We start from the raw sequence: 18,606 nt of genomic DNA, 5'->3' as shown, positions 1-18,606 counted from the left end.
AGCCACGGGGAGTGCAAGATGAGCGCACGCGAGGGCCTCCGCCCGCGACGGTTGCATCGCAGCACCCGGGTGCTGGTGGTCGCCGCCACGGTGTTCGTCGTGTCGCTGTTGGTGGTGCCTCGGCTGATCCGAGGCTACGTCAGCTGGCTGTGGTTCGGCGAAGTCGGCTTCCGTGGTGTCTGGCTGACCGTGCTGTTCACCCGGCTCTCGCTGTTCATCGCGGTCGCGCTGTTCATCGGTGGCGTCCTTTTCGCGGTGCTGTGGCTCGCGTTCAGGTTCCGTCCGCTCTTCGTTCCCGAGTCCGAAGAGGAGAACAGTCTTCGGCCGTATCGGGCGGCGGCGCTCAGGCATCCGGTGCGGTTCGGTCTCGGCATCGCGACCACGCTGGGGCTCGTCTGCGGCCTTGCCGCGGAGTCGAGCTGGATGACCGTCCAGCTGTTCGTCCACGGCGGGTCCTTCGGCGTGTCCGATCCGCAATTCGGGCACGATGTCGGGTTCTTCGTCTTCGACCTTCCCTTCTATCGATTCGTACTCAACTGGCTGTTCATCGCCGTGGTCCTCGCCTTCGTCGCGAGCCTCGCCGCGCACTACCTGTTCGGTGGCCTGCGGGTGTCCAGAAAGACGGGCGGCCTGGCGCACGCGGCCCGCGTCCAGCTCGCGATACTGGCCGGCTCGTTCATCCTCTTGAAGGCTGCCGCCTATTGGCTCGACCGGTACTCACTGCTATCCAGCCGCAGCAAGGAACCCACTTTCGCGGGCCCTGGCTACACCGACATCAACGCGGTGCTTCCCGCCCGCCTCATTCTCTTCGCGATCGCCGTGATCTGCGCCGTGGCGGTCTTCGCCGCCATCGTCGTGCGGGACCTGCGAATCCCGGCGATGGCCGCGGCGCTTCTGCTGCTGTCGTCGATCCTCGTCGGAGCCGTCTGGCCATTGGCCGTCGAGCAGTTCTCCGTCCGCCCGAACGCCGCCGACATGGAGCGCGTCTACATCCAACGCAACATCGCGGCCACCCGGCAGGCGTACGGGATCGGCAGCGACCGGGTCGAGTACCAGCCCTATCCCGGCGTCGGCACCAAGTCGCCGCCCGAGGTCCCCGCGGACGTCACCACGATCGGTGACGTCCGCCTGCTGGACCCGAGCGTGCTCTCCCGGACGTTCACCCAGCAACAACAGCTGAAGAATTTCTACAGCTTCCCACCGCATCTGGACCTGGATCGCTACCGGGTCGGTGGGCAACTGCGCGACTACGTGGTCGCGGCGCGCGAGCTGACCCCGACCGCGCTGAGCGGCAACCAGCGCCATTGGGTCAATCGGCACACCGTCTACACGCACGGCAACGGGTTCGTCGCCGCACCGGCCAACCGGGTGAACGCGGCGGTCCGCGAGGCCGCGGGCGATGCCGCGAGCAGCAACAGCGGATATCCGATCTACGCGGTCGGTGACATCGCGTCCCAAGCCTCCGGGCATCAGGTGATCCGAGTGGATCAGCCGCGCGTCTACTTCGGCGAAGTGATCGCCCATGCGAGCCCGGACTACGCCATCGTGGGCGGCGGCACCGAGCCCCGCGAGTACGACACCGACACCACCACCTACACCTACGCCGGCGCGGGCGGCGTCCCGATCGCCAACTGGGTCAACCGCCTCGCCTTCGCGGTGACCTACACCGAGCGCAATATCGTCTTCTCGAAGGCGATCGGTCCCGGTTCGAAGATCATCTTCAACCGCGATCCCCGCCATCGTGTCGAACTCGTCGCACCGTGGTTGACCACCGACAACGACCCCTACCCGGCGGTCGTGAACGGCCGGATAGTCTGGATCGTCGACGCGTACACCTCGATCGACGGCTACCCCTACGCCAAGCGCAGTTCGCTCGAAGCCCTGGAGCCGGGCGACGAGACCCAGCGGGAGTCGCCGCGAGAGATCTCCTACGTGCGCAACTCCATCAAGGCGACCGTCGACGCATACGACGGCACGGTCACCCTCTACCAGGTCGACCGGCAGGATCCGGTGCTGGCGGCCTGGATGAAGGTCTTCCCCGGTACGGTCCGACCGGAGGAGTCGATCAGCCCGGAGCTACGGGCGCACTTCCGGTATCCCGAAGACCTGTTCACGATCCAGCGTGAGATGCTCGCCAAATACCACGTCGACGAGCCGCGCGAATTCTTCACCACCAACGCGTTCTGGTCGGTGCCCAGCGACCCCACCGTGGAGTCCAATCCGCATCAGCCTCCGTTCTACGTCCTGGTCGGCGACCAGGACGGCGCGGAACCGTCGTTCCGGCTGGCCAGCGCGATGGTCGGCTACAACCGGGAATTCCTCTCCGCCTACGTTTCCGCCCGCTCCGACCCGGAGGGCTACGGCAAGATCACCGTCTCGCAGTTGCCCACCGACACCCTCACTCAGGGTCCGCAACAGATCCAGAACTCGATGATCTCCGACACCAGAGTCGCTTCCGAGCGAACCCTGCTCGAGCGCTCGAACCGGATCCAGTACGGCAATCTGCTCACCCTGCCGATCGCCGACGGCGGCGTGCTCTACGCCGAGCCGCTGTTCACCGAACGGATCTCGACGGCACAGAACGCGTCGACATTCCCGCAATTGGCGCGAGTGCTGGTCAGTTACCGCGATCCCGGCACCGGCGGTGTCCTCGTCGGCTATGCGCCGACCCTCGCGGAGGCCCTGGAGCAGGTGTTCGGTCCGGCCACCGGCAGACTCGCCACGCCGCCCGGCGGCGGACCCGGCGCCCCACTGCCGCCGGGCCAACAGCCCGCCGCGCCACCGGTCGCGCAACCGCAGGCGCAGCCCCCGCCGGTGGATCAGGCGAAGATCGCCGAACTCAACGCGCAGATCGACCAGATCCGGGCCGCACTGGAACGTCTGCAGAAACAGCTGGGCGAGCTCGAACGCAACGGCCGCTGACGCCCGCGTCGTCGGCCGCCCGCTACTGGTCGGATTCCGCTGCTGCCGAGTCATTTTCGAGGACGGCGCTGCGTTGCGAGTCCGGCAGGTGAACCAGAATCAGGCCGACGCCCGCGATGAGGAAGTTCTGCAACGCGGCCGACGAGGCGTTCACGTCGTCATTGGCCCACATGCGGAACCATTCGCCGCCGATGGTCAGGAACCCGCCCAAGAACAGCAGCACCGCCATGGTCCAGCCAAGACTCGACAGTTTCACGGCCGCGTTCAGACCGGCTCGCAGCCTGCGCGGCCGTCCGGTCAGCACCCGGCCCCATACGGCTCCCGCCGTGAGGAGCACGAAGGCGATCAGGAATTCCCAGATCACCACGAGGATGTAGGCGACGAGCGCGACATTGCCATTGGTGATCGCGCGCCAGTCCGTGCCCGGATTGTGGATCGTCGCTTTCATCGACAGCACAGCGGCCACGCCGTTGCGATTGGTGTCGGTGTCGACGCAATTGGTGAACGCGACGAACAGGTAGTAGAAGCCGGTGATGGTGGCCAGCGTCGCCACCGCCATCCGGCGACTGCCCACCACATCGAGAACCTTTGTGCCGCTGCGCGTCATCTGCCTACCTCGGGTCGACCGGCCAGGAGCTCCAAGCGTCGACGATCATATCGGTGCCCGATCACGCATTCTCCCCACGGCGGGGAGCCCGGCACGGCCGGGGACGAGTCGAAATGTTGTCTACCGCATGAGGTTCCGTCCGGCATCGCCCGGGGTCTGTGCGCGAGGCTGCCGGCTGTACGATCGGCGGCAGCGGGCGGGGGACGTCGTGAAACGCGACGACTGCGCCACCCGGGTGTGGTGGCGCAGTCGTCAACTGTGCGCTCCGAAGGCTCGGCGGAAGCGCCGAATCCACCGGCTTCTACTGGGCGGTGGTCTGTCGCTTCGGCAGCTTCCACCCCGGCCGGGGAAAGTGGCAGGTATAGCCGTCCGGGTAACGCAGCAGGTAGTCCTGATGCTCCGGCTCGGCCTCCCAGAACTCACTCGCCGGGGTCACCTCGGTGACCACCTTGCCGGGCCACAGGCCGGAGGCGTCCACGTCGGCGATGGTGTCCAGGGCGACGCGCTTCTGGTCGTCGTCGAGATAGAAGATCGCCGAGCGGTAGCTGCTTCCGATGTCGTTGCCCTGGCGGTCCTTCGTCGTCGGATCGTGGATCTGGAAGAAGAACTCCAGCAGTTGCCGGAAGTCCGTCCGGGCCGGGTCGTAGACGATCTCGATCGCCTCGGCATGGCCAGGGTGGTTCCGGTACGTGGGATGGTCGTTGCGTCCACCGGTGTAGCCGACGCGTGTCGACACCACCCCCGGCTGCTTGCGGATCAAGTCCTGCATGCCCCAGAAGCATCCACCGGCCAGAATCGCCTTGCGCGTGTCGGTCACGCCTCCTCCTTCGCGAAGAGAGTCCTGTACTGCCCATAGCCTTCCGCCTCGAGGTCGTCGAGGTGGATGAACCGCAGCGCAGTCGAATTGATGCAGTACCGCAAGCCGCCCGCCGCGCGGGGACCGTCGGTGAACACGTGCCCGAGATGGCTGTCGCCGTGTGCCGAGCGCACCTCGGTGCGGACCATCAGATGGCTGAAGTCCCGCTTCCGCACCACGTTCCCGGCTTCGATCGGCTTGGTGAAACTCGGCCATCCACTTCCGCTGTCGAACTTGTCGACCGAGGCGAACAACGGCTCACCCGACACCACATCCACATAGATGCCCGGCTCGTGGTTGTCCCAGTACTCGCCCGTGAACGCCCGCTCCGTGCCGTTCTCCTGAGTGACGTGGTACTGCTCAGGCGTCAAGGCGGCGACCGCCGCGGGATTCCGGTTGTACTCCCGTGCCACATGACCTCCTCATATCGGCCCCTGGTACAACCAGGGCACCGGCATGGAAAATCCCGTGCGAGCCGGGCGTCACACTCCGGTCCGGGCAACCGTGCCCACGGCGGCCGCCCGTCGTCACCGACGGCGTCGGTCGTCCCGCTATACCGTGGAACTCGCGGTGGCTTCCGGGGCGGGAGGGGCAACGCTCGGGGGCGCCTTTCTCCGGGGCACCGTGAATACGGCGACCAGGCAGAGAACCGCGACAACGAAGCACGCGAGGGTGTACCACAGATTCCCGATCGGGTCTCCTTCGCTGGTCACACCGTCGACGGCGGCGAAGAAATCGGGCAACGCGGTGGCCCAGAGCAATGCCATCACGCCCAGGTACACCACGCCGTAAATGCGGACGAAGTCGTTCGTATAGGGCGCCGCGTCCGAGTCGCCGCGACGCAGCCGGAGCCACTGGCGGGTCAGGATCACCACGGCGGCAATGGAGAGGACGGCCAATTCGGCGGCGTAGAGCACGCCACGCACCGTGGTGCTACCCATGCCGAAGACGGTCGCGGGGATGGGCAGCACCGCTGTGCCCAACGACGCGAGAATGCCGATGACGATCGTGCGCCCGACCAGCTGCCCTCCGGAGAAATTTCGGCCCTGGTCGATGTGGCGGCCGACGAACAATTGGACGCAGAAGGCGAGCGACATCGGCCACAGAGCGGCGAAGACGACCACGCTCGGAAGCGGTACCGAATCGAACATCGGTTGATTGATCGGGTTGTCGACCGACCACTCCCACCAGCGCAGCTGCGGGCCGAGATGATCGAAGATCTCGTAGAAGGCGTGGTGGACGAAGCCCACGCACACCGATCCGGCGAGCACCCCGTAGTGCCGGAAGACCCCGAGAATCCTGACCAGTTCGAACGCGAGGGTGGCCATGAACGGGTAGATCGCGATGATGTAGAGCGGTAATCGGCCCCAGAGGAATTCCACGGTGAACAGGTTGTGCGCGAACATCGTGTCGACGTGCGCGTCGATGCCGAACGCCGCGGGGAAGTACAGCGGCGGCTCGATGATGAACAGATACGCGGTCGCCCCGAACCAGAGCACCAAGTTGGTGGGATCGCCGTGGCGGCGCAGCCGCACGATGGCGTAGATCAGGGCCAGGACCGCGCCGAGGACGATCGTGAATTCGAGGACGGGCAGGGTCCAGTTCTCCAACGTGAAAGGGTTCCGCACCTCGAGCGGCCCGCCCGCCTCCTCGCAGGAGAAGCCGAGCGCGGTCGCGAGACGGTCGAAGGTGGGTGCGCAATGATCAGCCATCGGTCCGGCTCCTAGCGTGCGACCGTGTCGGCGGTGTACCAGTGCGAGACGTCGTAGCCGGCGTCATAGCGTTCGAACCACACGGCGGCCAGTTCGGGTAGTTTCTCGTGGTCCGGATTGTGCTTCGGCAATTGACTGCGGATGACGCCCACCAGCGCGACGAGTTGTTCACCGAGCGGCAGGTGGTCGAACGCACGCGGCATCGGGCCGTTGTCCTCGGCCTGCAGAAACGGCAACCATTTGCGCAGCTTCTGCCTCCGCCGGTAATTCGCGAACATCGACAGCGCGTCGACCTTGCGCTCCTCGCGGGGGACATGCTTGTTGAAGCCCGCGCAGGCCAACCGGATCACCTTCATCACGTGACGGAAGATCGACGGCGCCATGCGCATCCGATACACATCGCTCCCGACGACGGAATCGAAGATGATCAGCGCGGAACTGCGATGTTCGACCTCTTCGACGAAGTGCCAGATGAACAGCGACGCCACCCGGTCGTCGCCCGGCCGGAACAAGGTCGAGTCGTTGTCGAGCATCAGTTTGAACACCGGAGTGAACGTCGCTTCGAGATCGGCGGTGTAGGCGAGGCGGTATTCGACCGAAGTGTTCACGGTGAGGCGGTCGAATTCCGCGATCACTTCGTTGAGCGTCTCCTGCAGTCCCGGGTACCGCCGGATAAGGGCATTGGCGTGCTGGCGGTGGGCGGTGGAGTGCTGCCCCTCCTGGCGCACGAACGCGTCGGCTTCCTCGGCGACCTCGGGATCGGTGATCAGGGGCATGGCCTCGCGGATCATGTTGACGATCATCTTCTCGAAGCCGATCGCCAGGAAGGACACCGCATTGGCCATGGACGAGAAGGCCGGATTCTCCTCGTTCCACAAGAAGGGCACGTCGTAGTCCGCGAATGCGAAGCGCATCTTCCGTACTTGAAGATCGGTCACTGGGCTATACCTCGACTTTCCGAAAACGAACCGGTCCGGCGGCACCACCCGATGCGCCGAGCCGCGTTGCAGTGATCATACATACGGCTGTCCAAGTGTATGATCAGAATCGCGCTCGAACCGGGACTCCGGCACCCTTGTGATACGGTCGAACCCTTGATCCGGAGGGTCGGCAGGCTTTCCATCAGGGGGTTCGCAAGCGACGGGCTTCGAGTCGAGGAAGCGGGCAGTGGCAGGAAGGCGCGGGTGGGGCGGGAGTCCGCCGAAGGACGACGAGGAAGCCTCGCGTCGCATCGTCGCCGCCGCGGTCGAACTGATCGGACGGACGGGTTCGGAGATCGGCATCGCCGACGTCGCCGAGTCGCTCGGCGTCATCCGGCAGACGGTCTACCGGTATTTTCCCAGCGCGGACGCGCTGATGACCGCGGCGGCGATCGCCTCCGTCGACGGGTTCCTCGATCGGCTGACACAGCACGTCAGCGGGTTGGAGGACGCCGTGGAAGCGATGACCGAGGGGGTGGTCTACACCCTCGCCGAGGTCCGTCGAACACCCCACCTCGGCATCTTGCTGTCGAGCACGTACTCGAACGTCCATCCGGAGAGCCTGACCTCCGAAGAGGCGCAAGCCTTCGGTATGACGATGATCAAGCGCTTCGACGTCGACTGGGCGCGTTACGGATACGACGACGAGTCGCTGCACGAGCTGGTCGAATACGTCCTGCGCACGATGCAGTCGTTCTTCATTTCCCCGGGCAATCCACCGCGCGGCGAAGACGACCTGCGACGGTATCTACGGCGCTGGATGGGCGCAGCGATCATCGCCCAGACGAAGCCCTCCGCGAGCGTCCAGGGGTTTGCGCCGTAATCGGTTGCGGCACTTGTGGTGTGTCGCCGATGTGGACGAGGCGAGTCGGATCAGCTCGCGTCGTCGAGCCGTACCGTCACGAAGACGCGGCCGCGTTCGTCGCGTCGCGCTACCGCGTGCCCGGGTCGGTCGGCGCCGTTCAGATGGAGCGTGATGGGGCCGCCCTCGCCCAAGAAGTTCCGCCACCACGTCTTCCGGTCCGGCAACGCGACTCCGATGACGAGCTCGTCCGCTTTTCGCCAGTAGTTGACCGGTGTGCTGAACGTCCGCCCGGACCGTCGCCCCACATAGGTGATCACCACGAATCCTCTGCCCAGCAGGCGCCCGAGTACCGGCGCGTCGAGCATGGCTGCCACCCCGGCGTTCACCGCTCGCACGACGCGTCCCAGCACCGTCTTCAGTTCCACGAATTCCTCCAGCCACCCACGGACATCGCCCAAACCCTAACCGCTTTCGCGGCGACGAGCCCGCCGCGGTGGGCCGGACGGTCACCGAAATGTCGTTTTGCGACGCTCGACTTCCGGTTGTGGGCAGGATTCGCCAATTGACCGGCACCTCGAACGGACTCGCTTCGATACTCGTGCGACGACCGTCATCACGGCGGCCGGAGGGTTCATGCGCAGAAGGGAAACCGATGACAACCAGCCTGCCCGCATTCCCCGCGGCGAACGAGGATCTGCTGGACACCTGCATCCGGCTCCGGGAGATCGCGCCGGTGGTCGAGGTGGAGTTCCCCGGCGGCGTGCCCGCCTACCTGGCCCTGACGCACGACGCGGTGCGTGAGATCCTCGCCGGGGACAACAAGACCTTCGCGCGGGATCCGAAGCATTGGCCGGCCCTGCACGACGGTTCGATCGCGGAGGACTGGCCGCTGCGCGCCGTCGTGCAGGGCGATCACCTGTCCACCAAGGACGGTGACGACCACCGGCGGCTGCGGGGTCTGATCAGCAAGGCGTTCACGCCGGGCCGGGTGCAGGCGCTCGAGCCGCGCATCCAGGCGATCATCGACCGATTGCTGGACGACGTGATCGCCGCCGGTGACGGCGTCGATCTGGTGCCCACCTTCACCGAAGCGCTGCCGATGGCGGTGATCTGCGAACTGTTCGGGGTGCCTGAGCCGGAGCGGGACCGGCTGCGACGCTGGACCGCAACCCTGCTGGCCCACACCACACCGCCGGAGGAAGCATTCGCGACGCAGAACTCGCTGATGACATACCTGTACGAACTGGCGGACCGGAAACAGGAAACGCCCGGCGACGACCTCACCACCGGTCTGGTCCAAGCTCGCGATCGAGACGACAAACTCACGGCCGATGAACTGGTCGCCGTTCTGTGGATCATGCTGGTGGCCGGGCACGAGACCACGGTGCATCTGCTCGGGCACGCCATTCTGGCGCTGTCGCGACACCCCGAGCAGCTCGCCCTCGCGAAGGCGGAAAACCGCTGGGGTGATGTGGTCGAAGAGACTGTGCGCTACCGCCATTCGGTGATGATGACGAGCTGGCGATTCACGCTGACGGACGTGACCGTGGCCGGAGTCGCCATACCCAAGGGCCAGGCGGTCGGTGTCGCGTACCAGGCCTGCGGGATCGACCCGGCCGAATACGGCGAGACCGCGAACGAGTTCGACATCACGAGGGAGCAGCGCGGCGGACATCTCGGATTCGGTCACGGGCCGCGGTACTGCATCGGCGCGGGCCTGGCCCGCCTGGAGGGCCGTCTCGCGCTCGCCTCGCTGTACCGTCGGCTGCCGAACCTGGAACTCGCCATCGACCCCGACGAAATCCCGTACTCGCCGTCGTTCTTCACCGTCGGACCCCTGTCCATTCCGGTGAAACTGGGCGCCGAGAAGCAGTAACCCTTGCCCGGCGCGGCAGCCGAACCACGAGGTCTCGGGTCCCGACTTTCGTGCCGGTTGCCGCGCCGGTCGACTCGCAATTGCCGATAATCGGTCAGCGTGGTGAACGACTCGCTGGGCGCCCGGCCACGGCGCACTCGATGCATGTTCACATGGTCGGCAAGTTTGCGCGGATGGTGGCCGGGCCGTTCGCGATGGTCGCGGCGATAGTCGAATCTTGCAACGTTTCCGCTGTTCAAAGGTCTATTGCGAACGGGAAACGCATTGTCGGATCTGTCGAGATCGGATCATGTGTCGTGTCACGCTGCTGCGGTCCGCAGTTCCGTAGCAACTGGCAGGAAGGATCGATGACGCCGATGTCACAAGGAGATCCGATCGTCGGGACCACGTCCGAACAGCTCGCCCGGATCGCAGTCCAGGGGCCCTGGGACGCCCAAGGGCAGGTGCGCCCGGAAGCGGTGCAGTTCGCGTCGAACTTGGTGAGCGCCGTGCGTAAGCGCAGCGGCAAGGGGCTGGTGCCCGATGACGTGGACGACCTGGTGAACCGGGCGCTGAACGTCGCGGTGCCGACGTTCCCGCGCATCGAAGGGGCGGGCGGGATCGGTCTGTCGGCGCACATGCTGCGTCAGACCACCACCCGGCCGTGCCCGCTGGTGGTCTTCCCCGCCGGGTGGACACCCGTCGGCTGGCCCTTGTTCGAGTACGCCTATCTCACCCTCGCGTGGAAGGGCTATCACGTGCTGGCCTACACGCCGCGCGGAATCGGCTGGACCGCCACACCGGGAACGAACCTGCCGTGGTTCGGCACGTCCGAAGGCACCGTCGATGTCGCTGGTCCATGGGACCGGGCCGACGGCAAGAAGGTGCTCGACTACGCGATAGACGAGCTCGCCCCCAGCGGCATCGCCTTCATGGGTGAGTCCTACGGCTCGGGCATCAGTCAGCTCGTGGCTGCGCACGATGACCGGGTCGACGTCGTCGTCGCGCTCAGTACCTGGGGCAACCTCGCCACCAGTCTGTACGACAACGGCACCCGCCATCTGAAGGCGGTCGAGGCACTGATCGGCCTGACCGGTGGCGAGCAGGCGGAGAAATTCGACGAAGAAGCACTGGAGATCCTGGCGAAGTTCGCCGAGGGGGTGGACATGGATCCGGTTGTCGAGTGGGGCACCGAACGCGCACCGGAACGCTATGTCGGCTCCCGTGATATTCCGACCTTCTTCTCGAATACCTGGCACGAGGGGCTTTTCCCGGTGAACCAGGTGCTGGAGACCTTCGAGAAGCTTCCGCGCCCGAAACGGCTGAACATGTGGATCGGCGACCACGCGGCGCCGGAAGGCCCCGGCCTGATCGCTCCACCCATGCCCGGTGCGGGCCCGAACGAGCCACTGCGCGAGGCATACGCCTGGCTCGATCACTACCTGAAGGACGAGGACAACGGCGTCGACGCGTGGCCGGAGATCAGCAATCAGGTCATGTTCACCTACGTGACCACTCCGGGCGCCGGGAATGGCAAGAATGTGATCGTCGAACCGGCGCGGCGCGAGGAGAAGGCCTCGTGGGCGGACGTCACCACCGACACGGAAGTGCTGGTCTTGACCGATGAGCGTGAGGGCGGCGACGGTGTGCTGACCCCCGATTCCACGGGCGGTTGGCAACGCAGTTTCACGGTGGGCGAGGAGCCCGAGGTCGTCGCCATGGACAAGCTCATGACGACGGGCCAGGAGGAGTGGTCGGGCAATCCCAAGGTCTACCGAATCGATGAGATCGACCGCGGTCATGCCCTCGTCTGGTCGACGGGGCCGCTGCTCGCAGCACGAGGCGGCGTCGCCAGGCAGATCCGCGGGATCCCGCGGTTGCAAGTGACCGTCGACAGCACCGACGAGTCCGCGACGGTGGTCGCCTATCTGCTCGATGTCGACGAGAACGGCTCGGCGAGAATCATCACCCACGAACCGAAGACGACGGAGTCCGGTCTGCCCGCGACCGTTTCGTGGGAGCTGCAAGCAGCCGCCTACGATCTCCCCGACGGCCATCGGTTGATGCTCGTCCTCGACGGCATGGATCCGCTGTATTCCAGCGCGAACAAGGCCGGTTCGACGATCACCGTCAGCGCACCGGATGGCGCCCCGTCCTGCCTGGAGTTGCCGCTCGGCTGACCGTTGCGCGTGGCCCGGGCGGGCAAACCATCCGGGCCACGCCATGGTCGACGACGGATCGGGCCACGACCACGATTCGGCGGTCCTCAGCCCGGCGCGAACGTCACCACCAAGACATCGCGATAGGCGGGGCGGCTCCGATCCACCGGACGCACCGGCGAAACACTGTGCAAGGTGCGGCGGTCATCGCCCAGCAGCAGCGTTCCCGGCCGATCGAGGGTGGTCCGCAGCAGTCGTCGTCCGTTCGGATCGTACACCGAACTCGCACCGCCCAGGGCATTCTGCCGTCCCACCAGAAGCGAGGAGACCAAGGTGACGCCGTCGCGGTGGCGGCCTTCCGGTGTAGGCAGGCCGTGCGCGTCCGCCGAGGCGATGACCCGGAAGGGATGTACTTTCGCGCTCCACCGCGCCGGGGCTTCCAGCGCCGTCGCCAATCGCGCGAGCAGTCGCAGCACCGCCACGAAAACAGGGTCGGTCACGAATGCGTCGGTCAAGGGCTCGAAAGTGCGGTCCACGCCGATATAGAGCGGGTTGGATTCCTCGGGCTGTACGAACGAATCCGACGACAACAGGCCGATCCGACCGGCCGAACCGGTGAGCGAGAACCGGCCGTACCGGCGCAGCCTGCGCGTGCCACGGGCGTCGGCGTAGACGTCCGGATGCAAGTCTTCCCAGTGTCGGCGAAATCGTTCCCAGTCGGCCGGCTCCAGGTCGAGGCTCGCGGTCGTGACGTCAGCGGGCAGGAGGTGCACGCCGTCGGCGACCAAGGCGTCGCTCGCGGTCCGTTGTACCTGCTCCGCCGTCTGCCCTTCCGGGTTCAACGGACGTGGGGCCGGGTGGGCGCGGAGATGGCGTCGTCCTCCGCCGCGATCACGACGTCGTAGTCGTGTTCGGTGAACCGCCGGGCCAGTTCCAAACCGATACCGCTGGAGGCTCCCGTGACGAGTGCGAGTGGTGTGTCGGTCATGTGCTGGGGCTACCCACTGAAGCCGCACCCATACTCGGGTCCGACCGGCTCGGTAGTCTGCAGGGGTGTCCGCCGCGCCCGCCGACGCTGACGCACCGATCGTTCCGGTGCGAGACGGAGTGTTCTTCACACTTCCCGCCGCGTTGCCGCGGGGACGGCACAATCTGGGGCGGGAGCAGGTGATGGCGGCGCAGCGGGAACGGCTGCTGGTGGCCGTGACCGAACTGCTCGCCGCCCGCGGTTACGCCGGATTCGGTCCCACCGATGTCGCCAAGCGGGCCGGAGTGTCCTTGGCGGCCTTCTACGACGCGTTCGCCAATAAGGACGAGTGCGTATTCGCGGGCTACGACCGCTTCATCCAAGTGCTGCTGACCCAGCTGACCGCCGCGGACCTCAAGGGCCGGGACCGCAGATCCATCGTCGCCGACGCCCTCGGCCAGTACCTCGGCTCCCTGCAGAACGACCTGGTCGTAGCGCGCGCCTACCAGGTGGAGATCGACGGGCTCGGGCCGGCCGCCCGGCGACGCAGGCGCAAGTCGATCCGGCTGTTCGCCGAGTACATCCGCGGTCTGGTACAGAGCGCCAGCGGGAACCGGCAGCCACTGTTGTCCGTCACCGCGTACATGGGTGTCGTCTACGCCGTACGCCAGCTCACCGCCGACGCGCTCGACGAGTCGGGCGAGCCGGATCTGACCGCGCTGAGCGCCGACCTGGAGCCCTGGCTCACCGATCTGTTCCGCGAACACTGATCCGGCGCGCGCGGCCGCGAGCCCGACTTGACATGACAGCCGCCGTCGCGCAGCATTGGCGTAAAGCTCGTTACTTCGATACCGCCCGCATCGGCGTGGCATGCCGCCGAATGTCCGATTACGCCGTCGTCGATCCCCGCGACGGATGCCTGTCGTCGAGAACCTCGAATGGCCGTAACAATCGCACTCTTCACCCGTGACCTGCGCGTCCACGACAACCCGGCCCTGTTGGCCGCCGTACACGAGGGCGCGGCGGTGGTTCCGCTGTTCGTCGTCGACGACCGGCTCGTCGGCAGCACTCGCCCGGCCGGCAACAAACTGCGTTTCCTCTCCGCCGCGCTGGCCGAACTCGATGCCGAACTTCGCTGCGCCGGAGGGCAACTGGTGATTCGGCACGGTGACTACGTCGAGGCGGTGGATCGGGTGGCGGCACAGGTGCACGCCGACAGCGTCCACATCGCCGAGGACGTCACCTGGTACAACCGATGCCGACTTCGGGCACTGGGCGAACGGCTGGCGCGGCGCAGCTGCCTGCTGCACACTCATCCCGCCACCCTCACCGCCGTGGATCCCGCCGATTGCGGACCGTATCGGCCGGACGACGAGGTTCCGGACTTCGCGACCTACTTTCGCCGATGGTTGTCGGCGCCGAAGCGACGACCGCTGGAAAAGCCCACGGAATTGATCGTTCCTCGCATCGAGAGTGATCCCGTGCCGAGATTCGACGAACTCGGCGACGCGGCCGTTTCACCGCAGCTGGCGGTCGGAGGCGAGATCACGGGTCGTGCGCTGTGGCGAGGCTGCACCGCCGACCGGCGACAACCACGCGGCCGGTCCAACGGTGACCTCACGGGCGAAGGATGCTCCCGGTTGTCGCCGTACCTGCATTTCGGTTGCCTGTCGGCCGCCGAAATGGCGTACCACACCGATATGGCGACGCCGGACGGCCGCGCTTTCGTCCGGCAGCTCGCTCGGCGCGACTTCCATCTCCAGTTCCTCAGCGCCCGGGCCGATCTCGCGCGGTCCGGCGCGGGTACGGATGTGCGGCAGGCGCACGATCCGGTCGTCGTCGGCGCCTGGCGCGACGGCCGCACCGGATACCCGATCGTCGACGCGGGCATGCGGCAGCTGGCCGCGCAAGGGTGGATGCCGGAGCGGGCACGGGTGATCGCCGCCAGTTTCCTCACCACGACGCTGCAGGTGGACTGGCGGGTCGGCGCCGAGCATTTCCGCCGGTGGCTGCTCGACGACGCGGCGAGCGACCGCTTCACCTGGCAGCAGGCGGGCCGTTTCGACCCGAGAGCGGTCGGCACCGCCGAACGTTACGACCCCGAGGGGAACTACGTGCGGCGCTGGATACCGGAACTGGCTTCCCTGCCGGGTTCGGAGATCCATCGCCCGTGGTGCCACAGCGTGCCGCCCTCGGTATATCCCGCTCCAATCGCGGGCAGCGCGAGCACGTAACCGGCCTGCCGGGCGGTTTCGCGTGCTCGCTGCCGGGTACCGCGGCGACGGACGTAATTCGTCAGTCCGTCCCGATTGCCCGAGGGAGGTCAACCATGGCAACCACGATCGACTCGACCACCGACGCCGTCGATTTCCTCATCGACCAGCACGGCCGGATCCGGCAACTGTTCATCGAGACCGCCGACACCTCCGACCCTGTTGAGCGCGAAAGCAAGTTCTTCGAATTGCGACGCCTGCTCGCCGTGCACGAGACCGCCGAAGAAGAGATCATTCACCCGCGCGCCCGGCGTGAGCTGGGCGATGGCGCGTCTGTCGTCGACGCGCGGCTGGAAGAGGAGAACAAGGCGAAAAAGCAGCTCGCCGAAATGGAGTCGCTCGACATCAGCTCGATGGAATTCCAGGTGAGACTGGCCAAGCTGCGCGAAGCGGTGCTGGCCCATGCCGACCATGAGGAACGCGAGGAATTCAACCGGCTGCGCGAGGAACTCGACGACGAGACGCTGCAACGACTGCGCAAGACCGTCGAGCTCGCGGAGGCGATGGCGCCGACCCGGCCGCATCCCGGCGTGGAATCCGCCGCCGCGAACGTTCTGGTCGGCCCGTTCGCCGCGATGATGGATCGTGCCAAAGACATGATCAGCAAGCCGCGGCATTGATCCGTGCGGCAGTGCAAGACGCGCGCGGCGCGCGGCACCTGGTGCCGCGCGTCGCTCAACGCCTGAACAGCCGTGTTCCGTTCCGGGCGTAGGAGTGGGGGAGTCAGTCCGGTACGTGTGATTCGTGGGTGAACGGTTTGGTGCCGTGAACCGCGGGCTCGCCTTGCGGGTTGGTCTGCGCGCCATGGTTCACGCGTTCGTCGGAATCGAGCCATTCGCTGACCGGATTGTCGATGTAGCGCCATTCCGTGCCCGAGGGCCACGGCCCCTGCCCTTCGTTCCATGGGCCGCGGGCGCTCGCGGAGCCGTTGGACATGTTGAAGGCCACGTTCTGGAACCGATCGTCGCCGGGCAGTGCTCCGGGCGGGAAGTTGACCGGCAATTCGTTCAGCGCCGCGGTGAACTGCTGGAAGTGTGCGATCTCGCGGGTCATCAGGAACGAAAGCGTGTCCTGCACACCGGGATCGTCGGTGAACTGCTTGAGATATTCGTACACGATCTTGGCGCGCGACTCCGCCGCGAGGTTGCTGCGCAGATCGACCGAGGGCTCACCGTTGGCGTCGACGTACGACCCCGACCAGGGCACGCCCGCGGAGTCCTTGACGACGGGTCCGCCGCCGCTGAGCGCGAAGTACAGGGGGTTCACCGCGACCTGATGGATCACCTGGTCACGTCCGCCGGGGGTCGCCACCATCGGCATCCAGTCGCACCGCTCGTTGGCTTGCTTCAAATCGTCGTTGAGCCCGTCGAGCAACATGGTGATCATCGCGCCGACGATTTCGAGATGGCTGAGTTCCTCCGTGGCGATGTCCATGAACAGGTCATAGGTTTTCGGGTGCTTGCCACGCAGCATGAACGCTTGGTTGAAATATTGCATGGCGGCCTTCAATTCGCCGTTGGCGCCGCCGAACTGCTCTTGCAGCAGCGTCGCGAAACGCGGATCGGGACGGTCGACGCGAACTTCGAACTGGAGATCCTTGTTATGGGTGAACATCGCTCTCCTTACCGATATGGTCGGCTGAACGAGATGGCTTCTACTGCCTAACCCAGCGCACGATGAGCAAGAGACGCGTTGCTTGTTCGGTGGCGACGATACGGGTTCGAATTGCCGGTCGTTCGCAGCGACACGAGGCGCGACCATGCCCTACCCAACGCCGGGGACCTCCAGCCAGGCCGCGCTGTCGGCGGGCAGGACGCTGTTCTGCAAAGGCTCGCTGGACAACAACAGCCGCTCGTGCCTGGGCAGCGTGGTCGGCGCGTTCGAAACGTTCACGATGCACACCAGGCCGGGAGAGCGTCGGAGAAGCAGCACACCCGGCGCACTGGGCAGCCAGGCCCAAGAGCCCTCTCCGAGGGCCGGATGGTCCCGGCGCAGACGCAGCGCCCGGTGATAGAGGTCGAGCATCGAGTCCGATTCCCGCTTCTGCAATTCGGCGGTCAGCGACACCCAGCGCTGTGGCTGCGGCAGCCAGGGAAGGGTGTCGACGGGGCCGAATCCGAATGGCGGCCGGAATCCGCTCCACGGCAGTGGCACACGGCACCCGTCGCGGCCGCGGGCGGTGTGGCCGGAGCGCTCCCAAGTCGGATCCTGCAGCACCTCTGGCGGGAGATCTTCGACCTCCTCCAAGCCGAGTTCCTCGCCCTGATAGAGGTAGGCGCTGCCGGGGAGCGCGAGCATCAGCAGCAGCGCCGCCCTGGCGCGGCGACGACCCAGCCCGACATCGACGGGACCGTGCGGTTCGTGCTGTGAACCGCCGCCGCGGGTGGAGGCCCGCCCGTAGCGGGTCACATGCCTGGTGATGTCATGGTTGGACAATACCCACGTGGGTGGCGCGCCCACCGCGTCCAACGCCTCGGTCGTGCAGTCGACGACGGCACGCAGCGCGTCGGCATGCCAGGAACACCGCAGAAAATCGAAGTTGAATGCCGTGTGCAGTTCGTCCGGACGCACGTAGCAGGCGAGGCGCTCGGGTTTGGCCACCCACGCTTCGGCGACGAAGACCCGATCCGGCCCATAGGAATCCGCGATCTTGCGCCAGCCGCGATAGATCTCGTGTACCTCCTGCCGGTCCCAGTGCGGATGGTCGGTCCGATCCGGCGGCTCCATCATGTCCTCGTGATCGGTTTCGATATCCGGTAGATCGGGGTGTTTGACCAAACCGTGCGCCACGTCGATGCGGAAGCCGTCCACGCCCCGATCCAGCCAGAAACGCAGGATCGACTCGAACTCGGCACGGACGTCCGGGTGCTCCCAGTCCAGGTCCGGCTGGTGGGTGTCGAACAGGTGCAGATACCACTGCCCGTCCGCCACTCGGGTCCACGCAGGGCCACCGAACACACTCCGCCAATTGTTTGGCGGACCGCCGGAGGACACGCCGCGCCGGAAGAGGTAACGGGCTCGCTCCGGCGAGTCCGGCCCGGCCGCCAGTGCCTGCTGAAACCAAGGATGCTGATCCGAGGTGTGGTTGGGGACCAGATCCACGATGATGCGCATATCCTGCGCGTGCACCTCGGCGATCAGCTCTTCGGCCTCCGCGAGCGTGCCGAACCGGTAGTCGATGTCGCGGTAGTCGGAGACGTCGTATCCTCCGTCCGCCATCGGCGACGGATACCAGGGCGTGACCCATATCGCGTCCACTCCGAGGTCGCGCAGATAGGTCAGTCGAGACCGGATACCGGCGATGTCGCCGAGGCCGTCGCCGTTGCCGTCGCCGAAACTGCGGATGTAGATCTGATAGATCACGGCATCGCGCCACCAGGGAGCAGTCATCGCGGCACCCTCCTCTCGGCTCGTTCCAGGGCGGTTACCCGCAATCGGAATCCTCGTAACGTCGCGTCGGCGCTACGAGG

Annotated in this window: 16 protein-coding genes and 1 pseudogene; 7 read left to right on the top strand and 10 right to left on the bottom strand. The window is 66.3% G+C overall.

The features are described 5' to 3' along the window. Positions 1-18 precede the first annotated feature (18 nt). Entirely contained in the window at positions 19-2,922 is a 2,904-nt protein-coding gene (locus ACFV2O_RS23735) for a UPF0182 family protein (RefSeq protein ID WP_379253697.1), read from the top strand. Between the two features lie 22 nt (positions 2,923-2,944). Here the strand turns inward: ACFV2O_RS23735 and ACFV2O_RS23730 are convergent, their stop codons facing one another. From ACFV2O_RS23730 to ACFV2O_RS23710, 5 genes are all read right to left on the bottom strand, one after another. Then, positions 2,945-3,529, bottom strand: a complete 585-nt coding sequence (locus ACFV2O_RS23730; protein WP_379253696.1) for a DUF2165 domain-containing protein — start codon at positions 3,527-3,529, stop codon at positions 2,945-2,947. Positions 3,530-3,830: 301 nt separating this feature from the next. After that, positions 3,831-4,346, bottom strand: coding sequence for a peptide-methionine (S)-S-oxide reductase MsrA (gene msrA, locus ACFV2O_RS23725; RefSeq protein WP_355075477.1), 516 nt, complete (start codon positions 4,344-4,346; stop codon positions 3,831-3,833). Then, positions 4,343-4,798 carry a peptide-methionine (R)-S-oxide reductase MsrB gene (gene msrB, locus ACFV2O_RS23720; protein WP_355075479.1) on the bottom strand — a complete coding sequence of 152 codons (456 nt, stop codon included), beginning with the start codon at positions 4,796-4,798 and terminating at the stop codon, positions 4,343-4,345. Before msrB ends, msrA begins: the two co-directional genes overlap by 4 nt. 138 nt (positions 4,799-4,936) lie before the next feature. Further along, the gene (locus tag ACFV2O_RS23715) at positions 4,937-6,097 is read right to left on the bottom strand and encodes a hypothetical protein (protein WP_379253695.1); all 1,161 of its coding nucleotides are present in this window, start codon (positions 6,095-6,097) and stop codon (positions 4,937-4,939) included. A gap of 11 nt (positions 6,098-6,108) precedes the next feature. Continuing rightward, complete coding sequence (locus tag ACFV2O_RS23710; protein WP_379253694.1) at positions 6,109-7,035, bottom strand: metal-dependent hydrolase; 927 nt, start codon at positions 7,033-7,035, stop codon at positions 6,109-6,111. A 229-nt stretch (positions 7,036-7,264) separates the two neighbouring features. On the opposite strand from ACFV2O_RS23710, the gene ACFV2O_RS23705 reads away from it, so the two are divergent. Continuing rightward, positions 7,265-7,900 (top strand): TetR/AcrR family transcriptional regulator, encoded by a 636-nt coding sequence (locus ACFV2O_RS23705; RefSeq protein WP_356965893.1) that lies wholly within the window; start codon positions 7,265-7,267, stop codon positions 7,898-7,900. 50 nt (positions 7,901-7,950) lie between these two features. Here the strand turns inward: ACFV2O_RS23705 and ACFV2O_RS23700 are convergent, their stop codons facing one another. Further along, entirely contained in the window at positions 7,951-8,301 is a 351-nt protein-coding gene (locus ACFV2O_RS23700; RefSeq protein ID WP_379253875.1) for a hypothetical protein, read from the bottom strand. Between the two features lie 233 nt (positions 8,302-8,534). On the opposite strand from ACFV2O_RS23700, the gene ACFV2O_RS23695 reads away from it, so the two are divergent. Both ACFV2O_RS23695 and ACFV2O_RS23690 read left to right on the top strand, forming a co-directional pair. Beyond that, positions 8,535-9,758 (top strand): cytochrome P450, encoded by a 1,224-nt coding sequence (locus ACFV2O_RS23695; protein WP_379253693.1) that lies wholly within the window; start codon positions 8,535-8,537, stop codon positions 9,756-9,758. A gap of 356 nt (positions 9,759-10,114) precedes the next feature. Next, entirely contained in the window at positions 10,115-11,917 is a 1,803-nt protein-coding gene (locus tag ACFV2O_RS23690) for a CocE/NonD family hydrolase C-terminal non-catalytic domain-containing protein (RefSeq protein ID WP_379253692.1), read from the top strand. Positions 11,918-12,003: 86 nt separating this feature from the next. Here the strand turns inward: ACFV2O_RS23690 and ACFV2O_RS23685 are convergent, their stop codons facing one another. Next, a complete protein-coding gene (locus tag ACFV2O_RS23685; RefSeq protein ID WP_379253691.1) occupies positions 12,004-12,738 on the bottom strand; it encodes a 2OG-Fe dioxygenase family protein in 735 nt (244 codons plus the stop codon). A gap of 26 nt (positions 12,739-12,764) precedes the next feature. After that, positions 12,765-12,884, bottom strand: a pseudogene (locus tag ACFV2O_RS23680) (SDR family NAD(P)-dependent oxidoreductase); the annotation flags it as partial. A 65-nt stretch (positions 12,885-12,949) separates the two neighbouring features. On the opposite strand from ACFV2O_RS23680, the gene ACFV2O_RS23675 reads away from it, so the two are divergent. The 3 genes from ACFV2O_RS23675 to ACFV2O_RS23665 all read left to right on the top strand — a co-directional run bounded on the left by ACFV2O_RS23675 (position 12,950) and on the right by ACFV2O_RS23665 (position 15,756). After that, positions 12,950-13,633, top strand: a complete 684-nt coding sequence (locus tag ACFV2O_RS23675; RefSeq protein ID WP_355075491.1) for a TetR/AcrR family transcriptional regulator — start codon at positions 12,950-12,952, stop codon at positions 13,631-13,633. Between the two features lie 168 nt (positions 13,634-13,801). Further along, positions 13,802-15,097 (top strand): FAD-binding domain-containing protein, encoded by a 1,296-nt coding sequence (locus ACFV2O_RS23670; RefSeq protein ID WP_379253690.1) that lies wholly within the window; start codon positions 13,802-13,804, stop codon positions 15,095-15,097. 95 nt (positions 15,098-15,192) lie between these two features. Beyond that, complete coding sequence (locus ACFV2O_RS23665; protein WP_379253689.1) at positions 15,193-15,756, top strand: hemerythrin domain-containing protein; 564 nt, start codon at positions 15,193-15,195, stop codon at positions 15,754-15,756. Positions 15,757-15,859: 103 nt separating this feature from the next. Here ACFV2O_RS23665 and ACFV2O_RS23660 read toward each other — a convergent pair whose 3' ends face one another. Beyond that, positions 15,860-16,750: a manganese catalase family protein gene (locus ACFV2O_RS23660; protein ID WP_379253874.1), complete on the bottom strand. Its 891-nt coding sequence runs from the start codon at positions 16,748-16,750 to the stop codon at positions 15,860-15,862. Positions 16,751-16,900: 150 nt separating this feature from the next. Then, the gene (locus ACFV2O_RS23655; RefSeq protein ID WP_379253688.1) at positions 16,901-18,526 is read right to left on the bottom strand and encodes a glycoside hydrolase family 13 protein; all 1,626 of its coding nucleotides are present in this window, start codon (positions 18,524-18,526) and stop codon (positions 16,901-16,903) included. Between the last annotated feature and the right edge of the window lie 80 nt (positions 18,527-18,606).

This window comes from Nocardia sp. NPDC059691, from assembly GCF_042733915.1.
In the GTDB taxonomy this organism is placed as follows: Bacteria; Actinomycetota; Actinomycetes; order Mycobacteriales; family Mycobacteriaceae; genus Nocardia; species Nocardia sichangensis.
This window is presented reverse-complemented; position numbering and strand designations above follow the sequence as displayed.